The sequence below is a fragment of the Ideonella sp. genome (genome assembly GCF_036277275.1).
GTDB lineage: Bacteria > Pseudomonadota > Gammaproteobacteria > Burkholderiales > Burkholderiaceae_C > Ideonella.
Window position 1 is genome coordinate 50,289 of sequence record NZ_DASUNH010000020.1, and the last position, 18,465, is coordinate 68,753.

At 68.5% G+C, this 18,465-nt stretch carries 9 protein-coding genes; 2 read left to right on the top strand and 7 right to left on the bottom strand.

Annotation, left to right across the window (positions count from 1 at the left end):
• The first annotated feature begins 26 nt into the window (after positions 1 to 26).
• On the top strand, positions 27 to 3,107 hold the full coding sequence (locus tag VFY73_RS04325; RefSeq protein WP_329716683.1) for an ATP-binding protein: 3,081 nt from the start codon (positions 27 to 29) through the stop codon (positions 3,105 to 3,107).
• On the opposite strand, the gene VFY73_RS04330 is transcribed toward VFY73_RS04325, so the two are convergent.
• Positions 3,066 to 7,733: a Dyp-type peroxidase gene (locus VFY73_RS04330; RefSeq protein ID WP_329716684.1), complete on the bottom strand. Its 4,668-nt coding sequence runs from the start codon at positions 7,731 to 7,733 to the stop codon at positions 3,066 to 3,068. The genes VFY73_RS04325 and VFY73_RS04330 overlap by 42 nt on opposite strands.
• Before the next feature lie 228 nt (positions 7,734 to 7,961).
• Between VFY73_RS04330 and gshA the strand changes: the two genes are divergently transcribed.
• A complete protein-coding gene (gene gshA / locus VFY73_RS04335) occupies positions 7,962 to 9,524 on the top strand; it encodes a glutamate--cysteine ligase (protein WP_329716685.1) in 1,563 nt (520 codons plus the stop codon).
• Between the two features lie 531 nt (positions 9,525 to 10,055).
• Here gshA and VFY73_RS04340 read toward each other — a convergent pair.
• The 6 genes from VFY73_RS04340 to VFY73_RS04365 all read right to left on the bottom strand — a co-directional run bounded on the left by VFY73_RS04340 (position 10,056) and on the right by VFY73_RS04365 (position 18,448).
• On the bottom strand, positions 10,056 to 11,861 hold the full coding sequence (locus VFY73_RS04340) for a GGDEF domain-containing protein (protein WP_329716686.1): 1,806 nt from the start codon (positions 11,859 to 11,861) through the stop codon (positions 10,056 to 10,058).
• A gap of 149 nt (positions 11,862 to 12,010) precedes the next feature.
• Positions 12,011 to 13,801, bottom strand: a complete 1,791-nt coding sequence (locus tag VFY73_RS04345; protein WP_329716687.1) for a GGDEF domain-containing protein — start codon at positions 13,799 to 13,801, stop codon at positions 12,011 to 12,013.
• Positions 13,802 to 13,884: 83 nt separating this feature from the next.
• Complete coding sequence (locus tag VFY73_RS04350; RefSeq protein WP_329716688.1) at positions 13,885 to 14,124, bottom strand: DUF1653 domain-containing protein; 240 nt, start codon at positions 14,122 to 14,124, stop codon at positions 13,885 to 13,887.
• Between the two features lie 70 nt (positions 14,125 to 14,194).
• Complete coding sequence (locus VFY73_RS04355) at positions 14,195 to 15,106, bottom strand: DUF2785 domain-containing protein (protein WP_329716689.1); 912 nt, start codon at positions 15,104 to 15,106, stop codon at positions 14,195 to 14,197.
• Positions 15,103 to 17,163: a phenylacetic acid degradation bifunctional protein PaaZ gene (paaZ, locus tag VFY73_RS04360; RefSeq protein WP_329716690.1), complete on the bottom strand. Its 2,061-nt coding sequence runs from the start codon at positions 17,161 to 17,163 to the stop codon at positions 15,103 to 15,105. Before paaZ ends, VFY73_RS04355 begins: the two co-directional genes overlap by 4 nt.
• A gap of 178 nt (positions 17,164 to 17,341) precedes the next feature.
• Entirely contained in the window at positions 17,342 to 18,448 is a 1,107-nt protein-coding gene (locus VFY73_RS04365; protein ID WP_329716704.1) for an ABC transporter substrate-binding protein, read from the bottom strand.
• Between the last annotated feature and the right edge of the window lie 17 nt (positions 18,449 to 18,465).

Consider the following 18,465-nt stretch of genomic DNA (forward strand, 5'->3'; position numbering starts at 1 on the left):
GAACGGCTGCAGATTCAGGGAGTGGTATGCCAGACCCTGCCCACGAGACGCCTGCTGTTGCCGGCCTGGGCCGGCGTCGTCACCTGACGGTGCTGTTCGCCGATCTGTCGGACTCGACCCAGCTGGGCGACCTGCTGGAGGCCGAGCACTACGCCCAGATGCTGGGTGCCCTGCGAACACTGTGCCGCGAAATCGTGCCTCGGCACGGTGGCCGCATCGCGCGGCTGCAGGGCGACGGCATGCTGGCGATCTTCGGTTATCCGGAGCCGCGTGAAGACGACGGGCGCCGCGCGATCGAAGCCGCACTCGACCTGCAACGTGCCATCGCCCGGGTCGAGGTCGAAGGCAGCATCGTTCGGGCCGGCACGCTGGGGCTGCACTCCGGCGTGCACGCCGGCCTGGTGTTCATTTCAGACGGCGATGTCGAGCGCGGCCGGTTCGAGCTGCTGGGCAGCGTGCCCAACATCGCGTTTCGCCTGTCCGACGTGGCACGACGCGGCGAGATCGTCGTCAGTGAAGAAACGCTGGGGCCGGAGGCGCATTTCTTCGCGCTCGGCGAACGCGAGTGGATCACGCCACGTGGCCGCAAGGTTGCGCTGCCGGCCTACCGAATCACCGGCCGGGCGGCATTGCAGCGGCGCTACGAGGCCCGCGCACGGCGTGGAATGGCACCGTTCGTCGGGCGCGAAGCGGCGATGCAGACACTGCTGGGTGGCGTCCGGCAGGCTGCCGGCGGTTCGCCGGCCAGCGTCGCCATCGTCGGCGGCCCCGGCGTCGGCAAGACCCGTCTGGTCGAGGAGTTCCTGCGTCGGCCGGAGCTGCAAGGCTGGCGGGTGCTGACGGGGTACTGCGAAAGCTATCTCGGCGCCGAACCGCTGCAGCCGTTCCTGCAGATGCTGCGCGGCCTGCTGCACCTGCCCGCCGGCGCGCCGGGCGCCACCTTGCTCACCTCGCCGACCTTGAGCGCCTTCGATGCCCTGGGCGACGAGGGCAAGCCCGCGCGCGATGCCCTGGTCGCCGCGCTGCCGCTGGTGCTGCCGGACGAAAGCCGGCGCGTCTCGGCCGGCAGTGCGGTCGGGCTGGTCCAGGCGGTGTTCGGCGCCTGCGCCTTGCTGCAACCGATGCTGCTGGTGCTTGACGACTGGCAGTGGGCAGACGAGGCCAGCCAGCGCATCCTCGATTCGCTGCATGCGCTGCCTCGGCCCATCCTCATCGTGCTTGCGCGGCGGCCCGGCATGGAGCCCTGGGCCCACGCCCGCTGCACGACCTTGGAACTTGCACCACTCGACCTGCAGGAAGCGCAGCAGGCGATGCATCACCTGCTGCCGGGTGCCGATCCGTTCCTGGTCAGCGAAATCCACCGCCATGCCGGCGGCAACCCGCTGTTCATCGAAGAGCTGTGCCACCACGCCGAGGACGCCGCCAACCGCCGCGTTCCAGAGCAGTCGCAGGGCGCAGCGGCCTGGCTCAGCGCGCTGATCCAGTCACGCGTCGCCCGCTTGCCCGAGGACCTGGCGCGCCTGGTCCGCACGGCCGCCGTCATCGGCAATGTGTTCCCGTTCTGGCTGCTGGATCGCCTGTGCGAGACCGATGCCAGCGACGCCAGCCTGCTGCGGCTGGCCGAGGAAGACCTGGTCTTTCCGGCCGAGCAACCGGGCTGGCTGCGCTTCAAGCACGGCATCACCCGCGATGTGGTCTACGAAGCCGTCGGCCTGCAGGAACGGGTGGCCTTGCACCGTCAGGTGGCGCACGCGCTGGGCGCCGGCAACAGCACCACGGTGCCCGAGGAGTCGTTCGAAAGCCTGGCCTATCACTGCGCCGCAGGCGGCATGCCCGACCAGGCTGCGCGCTATGCCGAGCTGGCCGGCGACAAGGCCGCTGCGGCACCGGCGCTGGACCGCGCACGGACCCAGTACACCGCCGCGCTGGAGGCGATGGACGCACAGGGGCCGAAGACCCGCGAGGACGAATTGCGCTGGTGCGCCATCGCCGAGAAGTTGGGCATGGCCTGCGTCTTCGACCCGCTGGCGCTCGGCGACGGCGTCGGTCTGTTCGAGCGTGGCCTGGCCTTGGCACGGCATGCCGGCTCGACGCGCGCCATTGCACGCTCGGAATACTGGATCGGCTATTTGCTGTATGCCCGCGGCCTGGCGGGCCCGGCGCAGAGCCATTGCGAGGCCTCGCTGGCGTTGGCCCAGGAATCCGGCGATGAGCGCCTGGCCGCGCAGGTCCGCGCGACGCTGGGTGAGGTACTGCACACTGCATGCGACTACCAGGCGGCGCTGCCGCTGCTCGACGCCGCCATCGACAGCAAGCGTCGCCAACGGCGGCCCGGTGGCAGTGTGGCCGTCGGATCGGCCTACGCCCTGGCCTGCAAAGGCGCCCTGCTTGGCGACACCGGCCGCTTCGACCTGGCCGATGAGTGCTTCGCCGAAGCGATGGATTTGCTCGGTGGCGGCTTGCACCAGGTGGCCAGTTCGGTGCGCAACTGGATCAGCTGCACCTGGCAATGGCAGGGCCGCTGGGATGAGGCGGCGGCGATGGCCGATGCCTCGGTATGGGTGGCCGAGCAGGTCAAGAGCCGGCAGTTGCTGGCGATGAGCCGCGCCTTGCGCGGGCGTGCCTTGTGGATGCTGCACCAGCGCGACAAGGACCTGCAGGCCATGCGCGACGCGATCGCCTGGATCGAAGCCCGCCGCGGCGGGCTGGTGACTTCGCTGAACTACGGCCACATGGTCGATGCGTGCGTCTGGCTCAACCGCCTCGACGAAGCGCGTCGGCATGCGGCGCGGCTGTTCCTGCGCGCACGCCAGCGCGACCGGCTCGGAGAGGCAGAGGGGTGCCGGGCGTTGGCGCTTGCCGCTGCGCAGACCGGCCAGCCTGACCGGGCCCACCGCTATCTCGCCCAGGCCGAGCGCGCAGCCGGTGCACGCGGGTCGCCGCATGAACGGGCCAAGAACCTGCTGACCCGGGCAGCCGTGGCCGCTGCAGGAGGGGCCGACACCCGACGCTGCGCCGAGGACGCATTGGCCCTGTTCGAAAGCCTGAACATGTCTTGGTACGCATCAAGAGCTCGACAGCAGATGGGACTGTCCCGCGACCGCTGACACCTTGACGTGGTTGTCGATCGACTCGTGAAAAATCGCTGCCAGCGCCGCGTAGCCTTCGACGGTCGGGTGCAGTTCATTCGCCCATGCCTGCCGGTAGTCGGTGAACTCGTTTCGCAAGGTCTCTCGCAGATCGACGTACAGCACATTCGCACCGACCGCGGCCACGCTGCTCAGCATCTCGTTGAGCAGATCGATCAACCGCTCCATCGCCGACTGACACGCCGTCGGATCGTCCGCCCATCCCTGGCGCTGAAAGGCGGGCAGCAGCCAGTTGCCGAGTTGACCCAACGCACCGCGACCATCCGGAACAGGGTAGGCGTAACCGTGCAGCACGATCGGAGGCGGCGATGCCGGAAAGTACTCTTTCCGCTCCCGATCGATGCGGTGAAGAACCTGTTCCAGCAGCTTGCGCAGATTGCCGACGAAATGCTTGGCCTTGGCTTCATCAAGGCCCTGCGTGACACCTGCTGCCTTCTTGTTCAGCATTCTCTCCAGCACGGTCCTCCCATCGGCGGCGCGCGCCACGATGTCGTTGCCCCCGGCCGACAACAGAATCGCCCGCGGCGTGAGGCCCCGTCCACGCAAACGTCGCATGCGCTGCGCCAGCTCGTCCAACTGGGCAGGTTGGCTGATGGCCTTGAGCGTGTCGCCCGCGGTGGCCACCTCGTCGATCTCGTAGCCGTGGCTGTCCCGCAGCGGTGTCAGCAGGTTGGACAGGCCCGGCTGGGACCAGTGGTCGAACCACGAGTCGCCCTCGGCCAACAGCAGCGGCCGCTGTGACGTTTCTTCCTCGGCGTAGCCCGAACCGGTTTCTCCCTTCGCCGTGTCGCCGGCCTTGTCTTCCGATGGTGTCACGGGCCTCGCGCGACGCGGTGCCGCCGTCGAAACAGTCGTCGCGCCGGGTGGCACCGGCAGCGGCGGCACCGGAGGCAGCGGCCCCAAGGTCACGGCCAATGGAGCGGGACTGGGCCGCATCGGTTCGGTCGACTTCAGCAGTGCGGTCACGGCCCCCAGCATCGCGCCCACCGCCGCGGCGTAGCCAGGGCACGCGTGCGAGTGCGGCGCCGTCGAGCGATCGCCGCCGAACATCGCCATCACGTCGTCACTGCCATCCGCAAGTGCCTGCTGCATGGCCGAGGCAATCGAGAGCACCACCTTCTCGCCACGCTCCAGTGTCAATGGCCCGAGCTGGCAGGGTTGCGCCACGGTCCGCCAGACGAGTTCGGGCATCGGCCTGAGCTGCATCGCCCTGACCAGCGTCGTGCGGGTCGCCGTGGCGGCGGCGTCCGCCAGTTCCCGCGCCGAGGCATCGCCTGCTTTCTCGGCAGCGACGGCCATCTGCCAGCGGTTTCGCAGAGCCCAGAACTCGCCATCACGCAGCCACTCGTTCAGCACGAGCCGGAGCGCACCATCCAGCGTGGGAATGAACCCCATCATCGCGCCGACCATCGTGCGCGCCACCAGGTCATCGCTGGCGGGTTGGCCATCGATCGTCATGGCGAAGATCGCGGACGCCACCGGTGCGTTGGCCAGCGCAGCGATCGGCTGGCCCGCGGACTGCCGACGCCAACGAGTGACCAGCTGCGTCATGGCCCGGGTCAGATGTTTTCCGTAGGTCTTGCCGAATTCCTGCACCGTCCTGCCGGGCTGCGGCTGGAAGAAAAAGCGTGACGGCGCCGTGAAATTGCCAGGGCATGGTGGTGGATCGACCGGCGTCCAGTCCCACCGCGCCGGGCCGCCCTTGAACTCGGGGGTGGCGGCCGTCGGCACACCGAACCAGGCGACGCACAAGCCCTCGATCAGCGGGTCGATGAGCTCTTTCAGATTGAGGTTCAGCTCCCACGGTTCGCGGCCCGTGCCTCGAGAGAGTGCCTGCTCGAAGCCCACCATCGTCTTGAGCTTGCCGTTCACCAGGTCGAATGCCGCCTGGAATGCACTTTGCTCGCCGATCGCCGAAATCGCGTCGTTCGGGACCGTGGACTGCTGGCGATACGGACAACGCTGCTCGCCCGTATCGTCCAGGCCCAGGTAGACCTCACCGATCGACGAGCCCATGCGCTGCCGATAGCCGCTGACGCTGAACTCGCTGCCGCTGCGCGCCAGCACCTGCTTCACCAGGCCGGCGTCAGCCACGATGACGCCATAGGGCGTCCGCAGCGCGCCATCCCGATGGGCCCGGATCGCAGCCCAGAGATCGGCGCAGGCAAATCGCTCTTGGGCCTCGGGGTCTTCGAGGGCTGCTTTCCAGTGGACGATCTGGTCCGCTTCGGGCGTCGACGCATGCATGGCCTCGAGCGTTTCCAGCGTGCGCAGGCCACGCTCGGCACTCCAGACGGGGCGCACCGTGTCCGCCAGCGCTGCACGAGCCTGCAGCAGCCCCAGTGCGCTGATGGAGGGCGTGAAGAGATAGGCGCCCCACTCGAGCCTGACGAGTTGCCGGAACGCCGCCTGCGCCGGCTCGGCCTCGTCGAGCAACATCGAGCAGACCTCCCCCTTGTGTTCGAAACGGAAGTGACGCGGCTGGCCTGCCGGCGCGACGCCGAGGAACGGATCGCCCTGACCTGAGTAGCCACCGCTGCTGTTGCCGCCGGACAACCAGCGTTGAACCACCTCGAACTGCTCGGCGATGCTGGCGTTGTAGGCCATGAACATCAGGCCCCGTTCCTCGTCCGCCGTCGCGGCGCTGTGCCGCGGGCCATAGGACATCCCCCGCCGGACCAGCCGTGGAAAGCGGCCGCCGGGCGGCAGCGGAACGTCCGGGTCGGCCAGTGGCCTCGGGTTGGCGCGCCGGACATGGGCGTGGAAGGGGCAACGCGAGCCGTCCGGGTCGTTGGCATAGTCGAAGTCGTTGCTGAATGGCGGCTTGGCCCCGGCGCGGGGCTGGATCAGCGGACGGCCATCTCGCCCCCGCCCCATCATCTTCGCCAGGACGGCTTCATCGGTCAGGCCATGGCCGCTCAATGGCCCGTCCAGTGCCTGGTGCAGGGTTTCCTTCAACGCATCGACGTCCTGCCGAAGCTTGCGCACCACCAGGAAGGAGCCGTTGTGCATCAGCTCCCGCCGGGCCGCAGGCCATGTGGCGCTGGGCATCGCGTCGGCCTGGTTCGGGTGCCCGAGCAGCACTTCGCCCAGCGCGATGCGGTTGTCGTAGACGTCTCCCTCGTCCTTCGCGTCGAAACCCGGGTTCGAGATACCGTCGACGAAGTCGAAGTGCTCGCGCACCTGTTCCAGATCGGCGGACCCTGGAACCGGTTCGTAATGCCGCTGCATCGGCTCTTCGGCCAGCAAGAGGCTGCCTGGGTGAGCCAACAGGCGCGCCTTCTCATCGTCCAGCGCACTGGGGTCATCGGACCGCAACTGCACCACGAGTTCGACGCTGCTCAACTCGATTCGCTTGCTCGGCTCAAGTCGACTCACCGGCAGGCGCCAGCGACGCGGATGGTTGTGCCAGGCATCGCCCAGCACGCTGGCCCGGGCTTCCATCCCCGCCCGGAACTCCAGCGGGTACCACGCCAGCTCGTCCTCGCTCAGGCCGGCCCGGCGCAGGCCCTCGACGGTGAGCGAGACGCTGCAGTAGACCCCATCGTCAGGGGCCGGGCCCGCATCACGCGCCAGGCGCAGATCGCCGATGAAGCTGGCCATCGCCGCACCGGAGTCGAATGCGAACATCAGCAAGGCCCCGTACGAATTGCGCGGCAGCGGATGGAGGATGCCGGCCTGCACGTCCTTGCTCACCGACGCCGGCACGCCCGGCTGCGGCGGTGGTGCCTCGAGCCGACCCGGGGCCGGCGGCCGCAGCAACCAATCCAGCTGTTCGGCAAATCGATCGCGCCCCGCCTTCACCAGATCGTCGATCAACAGCGTCTCGTCCTTCAGGCGAATGAACTCCAGCAGGAGATCGCGCGCCGCGCGGTGAAGGTACTTGCCGTCTTCCTTGGTGGGCAAGTACAGGCTGGCCAGCCGGTGAATGACCGACAACGATTGGAGGGCCATGCGCACGGTCTCCGCAACCGCCGACGGCGACAACCGCCGTGCCATCTCCCAGGCCCGCTGCTCGGGGCTGCGCACCGTGGCCCTGACGGCTGCCAGGTCGGCCTGCGGGCCCGGTCGATCACGGTGCAGTTGCTCCTCTTGTCGCAAGTACTGGACATCGTCCACCGTCAAGCGGGGCATACCGTAGAAGAAGTCCGTCTCGACCTGCACGCGCCGCACCCACGATGCCCACGCGTCGAAGCTGTGGTCACAGGCGCTCGGGTAGTCTTCGGTGTTGCAGAAGATCACGTCCAGCAACGTGCCGACCTTTTGCCACAGGACGCGCAAGTAGGCTTCCCACGTGCCGTCGAACGTGACGGCCAGCAGGATCTTGTCTTCCGGTTCGACGATCGCCACCCTGACCGAATGGATCTTGCCGACACGCTCGACGGCATCGGAGAACGGCCGCAACAACGCATACTCGTGCGACGTCGCTCGGCCCAAGCTCAAGGTCTTCAGCAGGCGCCTGGCGCGGGTCTTGTACGTCACCGCATCGAGGGCAGGAACGAACCCCTTCTTCAGTGGCGCGAGCAGCGTCAAGTCGCTGACGCCCCCCAGGGCCTTGGACTTCACGATCAGTTCCGCACGCATCGTTGCCTCCGGCGCAATGGACCGAGGGAATTCTGGGTGGCCCCTCTGACGGGTACAAGCCACCCGAGGCCCGAGACGGCTGCAAACGTCCTTCCGGTTGGGGACGCTCTGCGCAGCGGCGACAGCTGGCCTATAGTGATCGGCACCGCTCGCCAGTCACCAAGACCAACTGCCTAGCACAGCCTCTCAAACCCCCACGCCGGGTAACGGTCATGCAACTGTCTTCCAATGGCGCACCCTGACGACCACACCAACGACGCCGTGAGCCTTTTGAACACCCGATTGCAGGCCCTGTCCGCCGAGCGCCTGCGCGGCATCCGGCGTGGCATCGAGAAAGAAAGCCTGCGGGCTTTGCCGGGCGGCGCGCTGGCGCAATCACCCCATCCGCTGGCGCTGGGCTCGGCCCTGATGCACCCGACGGTGACCACGGACTTCAGCGAATCGCAGGTCGAGCTGATCACCGGCGCCCATTCGACCGTCGCCGGCTGCCTGGCCGAGCTGGGTGAGATCCACCAAGCGGTCTTCCATGCGCTCGAGGCCGATGGCGGGCAAGAGCGATTGTGGGTGTCGAGCATGCCGTGCTGCTTGCCCGATGAAGACCAGATCCCGATCGGCCAGTACGGCCATTCGAACGTCGGCCGTGCGAAGACGGTCTACCGAACCGGCCTGAGCCACCGCTACGGCCGGCGCATGCAAACGATTTCCGGGATCCACTACAACTGGTCGATCCCGGGTGCGACGAGCGACGACTACTTCGGTCTGATCCGCAACTTCCGCCGCCAGTCGTTCGTGCTGCTGTGGCTGTTCGGCGCTTCGCCGGCCGTCTGCAAGACCTTTGTCGACGGCCTGCCGCATGGCCTGGAGCCGCTGGGCCCCGGCACGCTGCACCTGCCCTACGCCACCTCGCTGCGCATGGGCCGCCTGGGCTACCAGAGCGACGCGCAAAGCCGCCTGGCCGTCAGCTACAACGGCCTGGCCGGCTACGGCGGCTCGCTGCAGGCGGCCTTGACCGCGCCCTACCCGCCGTACGAAGAGATCGGCCTGCGCGATGCCGACGGCAACTGGAAGCAGCTGTCGACGCACCTGCTGCAGATCGAGAACGAGTTCTACGGCACGATCCGGCCCAAGCGCACGATCCGCACCGGTGAACGCCCGCTGCACGCGCTGCGCGAACGCGGCGTCGAGTACATCGAGGTCCGCTGCATGGACCTGGACCCGTTCGAAACCACCGGCATCGGCGCGACGACCGCGCACTTCATCGACGTCTTCCTGCTGCACTGCCTGCTGTCGGACAGCCCGCCCGACACGCCGGACGAGATCGCCGCGATGGCGCGCAACCAGCACCTGACCGCCGCACGCGGCCGCGAGCCGGGCTTGAAGCTCGAGCGCAACGGCCGCGAGATCGCCCTGGCCGACTGGGCCGCGGAGATCGTCGACCAATGCGCGCCGATCGCCCGGGTACTCGACGAGGTGAACGGCGGCACCGCACATGCCGATGCGCTGGCCGCCGCGCAACGTGCCTTGACCATCCCGGCCACGCTGCCATCGGCCCGAGTGATCGAGGTCATGCAGCGCGAGTACGGCGGCGAGTTCGCGCCATTCATCGACGCCCGCTCGGGCCAGGCGCGTGAACAGATCCTGTCGCGCCCCTTGCCCGATGCCCAGGCGCCGGCCCGCTGGGCCGCCACGGCCGCCGAATCGCTGGTCAAGCAACGGCAAATCGAAGAAGCCGAGACGCAGACCTTCGAAGACTTCCTGGCCGACTACCTGTCACCAGCACGGCTGGGTTAGGGCCCGCCACGCAAGGTCGGCTGCGGGCCGCGTCGGCAAGCGTCCGTCAGCCACGGGTCGTGGGCAACGTCGGGTGCGCCCAGGTTCCGGCGTGGTGTCGAACCCGCATCAACCCGAAGCGGGTTAGCACCAAGTGGTCGCACCGGGGTCGTCGCCCGTACAACTGCAACCACGAAAGCAGGCCGCCAAAAGCGCTGGGCCTTCGCGAGGCGCCCGCAGCGTCCGGCCACCATACCGGGCCCTGGTTTGACTCGTTCCATTCGGGCGCGGCCGGGCGAAGCCGCGCCCCTCCACTGGAGACGACATCGATGGTTCATGGGACGCCGTTGGGGTGCGCTGCGCCACACACTTTGAGCGCCAGCCCTGCTGGCGCACGCGGCCCGCAGTGGCGGGCCGTGGCCAGGCCGCCCACAGCGGGCTGCACAACACTTGCTGGGTGCTCTGGAGTCAACGACGGTTGACCTGAGTTGACTCAACCCCCTCAAGGGTCTTGAGGGGGCTTTGGCGGCGAGCGCCAGGGGCCAGGCCGATTCAGACGGCCGCGCGCACCTGGTTGCGGCCGCCTTTTTTGCATTCGTACAGAGCCTCGTCGGCGCGCAGCAGCGCGTCGGCGATGCGCTCGCCCTCGGCGATCGCGGCCAGGCCCAGGCTCATCGTCACCTTCAGTTCAGGTGCGATCGAGGTCCACGGGTGTTGCTCGAGCGTCGCGCGCAGGCGGTCGGCCACTTTCAGGGCCTGGTCCAGCGGCAGGCCGCCGCCGAAGCCGACGACGAATTCCTCGCCGCCCCAGCGTGCGATCGCATCGTGCGGACGCAGGTGGTCGCGCAGCAAGCGGCCGATCGCGCGCAGCACGTCGTCGCCGCAGGCATGCGAGAAGCGGTCGTTGATCTGCTTGAAGTGGTCGATGTCACCGATCATCAGCACCAGCGGCTGGTCGGGCCCGCGCTCGGCCTGCAACTGCGCCAGGTGGAGCTCGAACTGACGCCGGTTCGCCAACCCGGTCAGCGGGTCTTCCAGCGCCTGGCGCTTCAGCTCGCCCGCTTCTTCGGCCATGTGATTGACCTGCCGCTCCAGCTCTGCACTGCGCAAGCGGGCCAGTTCGGCGTCGACACGGTTGCGCTCCACGTCGACCCGCGCGGCCAAGGCCTGCGCGCGCGTGTCCGCCTGCGCGGCGAGCAAGGCTTCGCGCGTTTCGGCGTAGCGCTTGAAGCAGTCGAGGGCCGAACGCCAATGCTGCTGCGCCTCCTGCAGCAGGCTGTTTTCCAGGTGCACGCGGGCCAGCAGCTCCTGGTCCTGGCTTTCAGTGACCAACACCAGCGCCTCGGCCACATGCGCCGCCGCGAACCGATGCTGGTTGCTCAGGCGTTCGACGCGGGCGAGGTGCAGCTCCAGACTGGCGCGGCTGGGGCCGAGGCCGGCGATCTTGGCCGACTTGACGCCCAGCTTCAGCACCGCGCGCGCTTCGTCCAGCTCACCCAGGTCGATCATCGCGTCCGCCGCATCGGCCGCGCCATCGAGGACCAGGTGGTGCCGCTCGGTGGCGACCAGTTCGTCGAGCAAGCGCCGAAGTTCGTCATACGCCGCCATGATGGTCGTGCGGTCGGCATGCCGCTTGCGCGCGGTCACCAGTCGGTAGGCCATCAGGTTGGCCCGCGTCACCGCCGCCAGGTTGGCGTCGTCGTGGCGCTTGTTCAGCTCGATGCAGCGCTCCCAGGCGGCGAGCGTCTGGTCCGTCTGCCCCAGCGCCTCGTGCACCGCACCGGCGTTGGTCCAGAACACGCATTGGTGCCATGGCGCATCACCCACCAGCGGCAACAACTGAATCGCACGGTTGAGCAGCTCCAACGCCTCCGCCGCCTGGCCCAGCTGCGCGACGGTGATGGCGTGCGCCGCCAGCAGGCGCAGCAGGCGGATCGGGTCGGCCGCGCGGGTCAGCAGCTCGATGCCCAAGTGGCCCGCGGTCAGCGCCTCCTTCAGCTTGCCGCTGTACTGGTAGCCGATGGCCAGCATGTGCTGGCAGATCCCCATCTGCAGCACGTCGTCGGCTTCGGACACGATCGGCCACATCTGTTGGCACAACGCGATGCCGGCTTCGGTCTGGCCGCTGCGCACCATCGCGGCGGCGCGCTCCAGCGCCGCGGCGGGGCTCTCTTGCTCGGCGGCGGCCGGCTCCGCGGCGGCCTTCTTGCGCGACGCCCTCGGCACCAAGGGACGGGTGCCCACCGCGCCGACGATCTGCGCAAAGCCCAGCTCGCCTGCGGAAGGCGCGGGCGATGTGGCGGTGGCGGAATCGGTGTCCCGCGAGGCGGCGGGCGGCTGAGGGCGGGCAGTCGACATCGGCGGCGATCTCCAGGCGGTCATCACATCGTAGCGATCGACGGCCAAGCTGGGTCAGAGCAATCAGCGCGCCCAAGCCATCCGCCACGCCCGGCGTGAGATCTGCTCGCTCGGGGCCGCCCGGTGCGTACCGCAAACAACAACAGGACTCACGGGGCCGCGCGCACCTGGTTGCGGCCACCTCGCTTGCATTCATACAACGCCTCGTCGGCCCGCTGCAGGGTGTCGGCGATCGTGTCGCCGACCCGGCACTCGGCCAGGCCCAGGCTCATCGTGACACTCAGCGCCGGGGCCATCGAAGCCCAGGCGTGCCGCTCGATGGCACCACGCAGGCGATCGGCCACCGTCAGGGCCTGCGCCAGCGTCAAGCCGGCGCCGAAGCCGACGACGAACTCTTCGCCACCCCAGCGCGCCACCACGTCGTGCGGGCGCAAATGATCGCGCATCAGCCGGCCGATCGTGCGCAAAACCTCGTCACCCTGCGTGTGCGAGTAACGGTCGTTGATGCGCTTGAAGTGGTCGATATCGCCGATCATCAGCACCAGCGGTTGCCCCGGTGGCCCCTCGCCCCTCAGTTGGTCGATGCGACGCTCGAACTGGCGCCGGTTGGCCAGCCCGGTCAACGGGTCCTCCAGCGCCTGGCGCTTCAGCTCGCCCGCCTGGCGCGCCAGATGCTCGACCTGGCGCTGCAACTCGGCGCTGCGCAGGCGCGCCAGTTCGGCATCGACCCGGTTGCGCTCCACATCCACCCGCGCCGCCAGTGCCTGCGAGCGCGCCTCGGCCTGTGCGGCGAGCAGCGCCTCGCGCGTCTGGGCGTACCGCTTGTAGCAATCCAGGGCGGCACGCCAATGGCTTTGCGCTTCTTGCAGCAAGCTGTTCTCGAGATGCACACGCGCCAGCAGCTCCAGGTCCTGGCTTTCGTTGGCCAGCGCCAGCGCTTCGGCCACGTGGGCCGCCGCCGGCCGCAACTGGCCGCTCAGCCGCTCGACGTGGGCGAACTGCAGTTCCAGGCTCGCACGCTTGGGCCCCAGACCGGCCGCCGCACCGCACTTCAAGCCCATGTGCAACAGCGCGCGCGCTTCTTCCATCTCGCCGAGCTGGATCATCACGTCGGCGGCTTCGGCGGCCCAGTTCATCACCAGGTGGTGGCGCTCCTCTTGCACCAACGCATCCAGATGCCGCCGCTGCTCGGCATAGGCCGCGAGCACCGTTTCGCGGTCGGCTTTTTCGCGGTGCAGCGAGGTCAGGCGAATCGTCAGCAGGTTGCCCCGCGAGATCGCCTTCATGCTCGGCTCGTCGAAGTGAGCGCTCAACGCGATGCAGCGCTCCCAGGCAGCCAGCGCCTCGGGAGTCTGGTTGAGCGTCTCGTAGACGCTGCCGGCGTTGTTCCAGAACACGCACTGCTGCCAAGGCTCGCCGTCGATTTGAGGCAGCAGTTCAACTGCCCGGCCCAGCAGCTCCATCGCCTCGGCCGCCTGGCCCAGCTGCGCGAGCGTGATCGCGTGCAGCGACATCAGCCGCAACCGCCGCGTCGTGTCGCCCGCGCGCGCGAACAGCTCGATGCCGACATGCCCGGTGGTCAGCGCCTCTTTCAGCTTGCCGCTGTAGTGATAGCCGATCGCCATCACATGCTGGCAGATGCCCATCTGCAGCGCATCGTCGGCCTGCGCGGCGCGCGGCCACAGCTTCTGGCTCAGCGCCAGACCCGCCTCGACCTGGCCACCGCGCACCATCAGCAGCGCGCGTTCAAGCGCGTCGGCCAACGGCTCTTCACCGGTCTCGGGCGGCGCAGCCGTGGGCCGCTTGCGTACCCGTTTCGGCGCCGACGGGAGGTAAGCCGCGCCAACGATCTGCGCGAACCCCAACTCGCCCGGTGACCGCACCGGCGCGTGCTCGGCCTCGGTGGGGGCGACGCGGGCGCGGCGACGGGGCGAAGGCATCGGTTCAGCAGGCAGATACGGCAAACGACCGCTGCATGCTAACCAGCGTCTGCGGGCTTGCGGCGCGCCAATCGGAAACCGTTTCAGCTGATACGTGCGAAGCGCAACACCTGCCGGCCTTCTTGTTCGATGGTGCCGAAGAACATCGCATGCGGCCTCACCCACAGGCCGCTGGCGTTGTAGATCGGCCGGTAGACCACCAGCGGCTCCAGCGTTTCGCTGTGCCGGGCGACGCCGATCACTTCGTATTCACCGCCCTTGTAGTGGCGGTAGCGCCCGGGCGGCGTGTCGGGCAGCGGCGGCAGCTCGTCACCTGCACTCATTGACGCACCTCGCGGCTTGTTTGCCGTACCGCCAAGCGGGATTGCGCCCATGCGGCCGGCCGAGCGCGGCTCACGGCAGGGCCCTCACCGCCGCCTTCAAGCCGGGCAGCAGACGCTCGCGCTGGGTGGCATCGGGCGTCTCCTGCACCGAGGCATACAGCGGCCAGATGAACTCGCGTGCGTTGTGCATGCGCGCCAGCGAGGCCGCGGTAAAGGCCCGGCCTTCGCCCGGCGTCGCCATGCTGACGATGCGGCTCAACCAGATGGTCCAGAACGCACTGTCGTGCAGGCCGCGCTTGGCGATGTAGAACACCGGCGCCATCAGGCGCTGACCCTCGCCGTAGATGTAGCTGTGCTCGCCGGGAGGCAGCACCTGGACCGCAATCGCCGCAAGCAACCGGTCGAGCTGTGCCTTGTCGAGCGCCGTGTTCAGGCTCAGCTGCATCGCCCAGTCGGCACCATGGGCCACGCCGTGGCGCCAACCGTCCTTGGCATCGAAACCACGGTAGTCACGCACACCGGCCAGATACGACGCGGCGGCGATGACGAACGCGTCCCGTTCGGCGGCGCCGTACAACGGCGTAAGCCGATCGACGCGCGCCACTTCGGCCAGTGTCAGCGCCGCGAACGGTGCCACCACGCCGCGCGCATCGGCCGCCACCGTGGCAGGCATGACACGGCGCAGCAACTGGTCGCCGATGCGCTTGACGGTGGCCGGTGACAGCTCGCCGGCACGCATCCAGTGCTGCAGGGCTTCGAAACCGACTTCGTCGCGCAGCGCCGGGTCCGGGTCGGCCAGGCAATCGACCAGGCCCAGTGCCAGCGCTTCGCGCCTGGCCACGTTGTCGATGGCCCACTTCGCGTTGCGCAGCACGAGCAGACTGTCACGCGTCTGGCCTTCTGGCGGGCAGGCGGCCAGGACCGGCCCCGCGCCGCAGGCCAGGCCCAACGCGAGCGCAATGCGGCGCAGGCCGTGGTTCATGCAGCCGGTGTGGCGTGTTTGGCCACCAACGTCAGGATGTCGTAGCTGGCAACCAGCTCGCCGTGCTGGTTGGTCACCTCGACATCCCACGCCACCACGCCCTGGCCGCGACCCTTGTCGTCGACCTTCATGCGGTCGATCTTGCGCTTGGCGGTCAGACGCGCCTGGATCGTGTCGCCGATCGCCACCGGTTTGACGAAGCGCAGCGTGTCCAGCCCGTAGTTGGCCAGCACCGGGCCCGGTGCGGGGCTGACGAACAGGCCTGCCGCGGCCGACAGCACGAAGTAGCCATGCGCGATGCGCTGGCCGAACTGCGTGTCCTTCGCGGCGATCTCGTCGAAGTGCATGTAGAAATAGTCACCGGAGACGCCACCGAAGTTGACGATGTCGGCTTCGCTCACCGTGCGGCGGTGCGTCAGCAGGCTCTCGCCGATCTGCAGATCCTCGAAGTGGCGGCGGAACGGGTGCACCTCGGTTTCGATGCGGGCAGCACCACGCACGTACTCACCGGTCACCGCGGCCAGCATCGTCGGCGAGCCTTGCACCGCCGTGCGCTGCAGCAGGTGCTTGACGGCGCGGATGCCGCCCAGTTCTTCGCCACCCCCGGCGCGGCCCGGCCCGCCGTGCTTGAGCATCGGCAGCGGGCTGCCGTGGCCGGTCGACTCCGGTGCCGCTTCACGGTCGAGGATCAGCATGCGGCCATGATGTGCCGCGGCGACCGGGATGACTTTCGCGGCAATCGCTGGCGTCTTGGTGACCAGCGACCCGACCAGGCTGCCCTTGCCGCGTGCGGCCAATGCCATGGCCTCATCGAGATCGTCGTAGGGCATCAGCGTGCTGACCGGCCCGAAGGCCTCGACGTCATGCACCGCGTCGTTGGTCATCGGGTTCTTCGCCAGCAGCAGCGTCGGCGCGAAGAACGCTCCTTCGGCGGTGCCCGCGCCTTGCGGCGTGAAGGCATCGGCACCGCAGATCAGCTCGGCGTCCTTGCGCAGCATCGCGACGCGCTCGGCCACGTCGGCCTGCTGTGCGTGTGAGGCCAGCGCGCCCATCTTCACGCCCTCGATAGCCGGATCGCCGACCACCGTCTTGGCCAGCCGAGCCTGCAACGCGGCGGCCACGGCATCGACATGCTGGCGCGGCACGATCGCGCGGCGGATCGCGGTGCACTTCTGGCCGGCCTTGACCGTCATCTCGCGCGCCACCTCCTTGACGAACAGGTCGAACTCCTCGTCGCCGGGTTGCACATCAGGTGCGAGGATGGCGCAGTTCAGCGAATCGGCCTCGGCGTTGAACGGCACCGAGTGGCGGATCAGGTTCGGGTGCACGCGCAGCTTGGCGGCCGTATCGGCCGAGCCGGTGAAGGTGACGACGTCGGCACCGTTCAGGCGGTCCAGCAGGTCGCCGGTGCCGCCGATCACCAACTGCAGGCTGCCCGGCGGCAGGATGCCGGACTCTTCGACCAGCCGCACCATCGCCTCGGTCAGGTAGCTGGTCGCGGTGGCGGGCTTGCCGATGCAGGGCATGCCGGCCAGGAAGGTCGGCGCGAACTTTTCCAGCAGGCCCCAGATCGGGAAGTTGAAGGCGTTGATGTGCACCGCGACGCCGCCGCGCGGGACCAGGATGTGGGTGCCGGCAAACCCGCCCTTCTTGCCCAGCGGAACCACCGGTCCCTCGTGCACGACATTGCTGCTGGGCAGCTCGGCCGAGCCCATGCTGGCGTAGGCGAACAAGGTGCCGGTGCCGCCTTCAATGTCGATCCAGCTGTCGTTGCGTGTCGCACCGGTGTGGGCCGAGATCGCGTAGAGCTGTTCCTTGCGCTCGTTCAGGTACTTGGCCAGCGCCTTCAGCCGCGCCGCGCGCTGCTGGAAGTTCAACGCCATCAGCGCCGGCAGGCCGGTGCCCCGCGCATAGTCCAGCGCCTCGCCAAAATGAATCACGTCGGCATGCGTGCGCGCTACGGGCTGGCCGTTGATCGCGCTGCGCAGGGTCTGCGCCGCATCGCTGCCGATCCAGCGGCCGGCGATGAAGCTTTGGAGTTGGGGCGTGGTGGTCATGCTGTTCTTTGCTGGAATGAGAATCTGGCGGCCGAAGTCCCGGGGGCCTGGCCTTCGACAGGCTCAGGCCGGATGGGGCACCTCCCCCACCGTTCGGGCTGAGCTGGTCGAAGCCCCATCGCGCAGTCGCCGGCCCTGCGGCAGGCTCAGGGCGAACGGAGTGGAGGAAATCTGATCGTCAGGGCTGATACCGCCACGCACCCTTTTCAATCTTGACCATCACCCGCGCGCGTTGGTCCAGGCCCAGGTGGTCGTGGGATGACATGTTGAAGATGCCGTGCGCGCCGGCCAGCTCCTTGACCTGCTCCAGCGCATCACGCAGCGCGGCGCGGAACTCCGGCGTGCCCGGCTTGGCCTTCTTCAGCGCCGTGGGAACGGCCGCGGTCATCAGCAGACCGGCATCCCAGGCATGCGCACCGAAGGTCGACACCGAGCCCTTGCCGTACATCGCCTCGTACTTGGCCACGTAGTCCTGGGCCGACTTCTTCACCGGGTGGCCGGCGGGCAGTTGATCGGCCACCAGCACCGGGCCGCTGGGCAGGAATTCGCCCTCGACGCTCTTGCCACCGACGCGCAAGAAGTCGTTGTTGGCCACGCCGTGCGTCTGGTAGACCTTGCCGCTGTAGCCGCGCTCGGCCAGCGCGGCGGCCGGCAACGCGGCCGGCGTGCCCGAGCCGGCGATCAGTACCGCATCGGGCTTGGCGCCGACCAGCTTCAGCACCTGCGCGGTCACCGACGAATCGGTACGGGCATAACGCTCGCTCGCGACGATCTGGATGCCCTTGATGCCGGCGGCCTTGCTGAACTCGCCGTACCAGCCCTCGCCATAGGCGTCGGCGAAACCGATGAAGCCGACGGTCTTGATCTTCGCATCGGCCATGTGCGAGACGATCGCCAGCGACATCATGATGTCGTTCTGCGGCGTCTTGAAGACCCAGCGCTTCTTCGCGTCGACCGGCTCGACGATGCGCGCCGACGCAGCCATCGAGATCATCGGCACCTGGGCTTCCGAGACCGCGTCGATCATCGCCAGCGAGTTCGGTGTCGTGGTCGAGCCGAGGATGATGTCGACCTTGTCCTCGGTGATCAGGCGGCGCGTGTTGGCCACCGCCTTCGTCGTGTCCGACGCGTCGTCGAGCACGATGTAGTTGACCTTCTGGCCAGCGATCGTGGTCGGCATCAGCGCGATCGTGTTCTTCTCGGGGATGCCGAGCGAAGCAGCCGGGCCGGTGGACGACACGGTGACGCCGACATTGATGTCGGCCAGCGCCGCGCCGGCGGCCATCACGCAGGCGGCGGCGA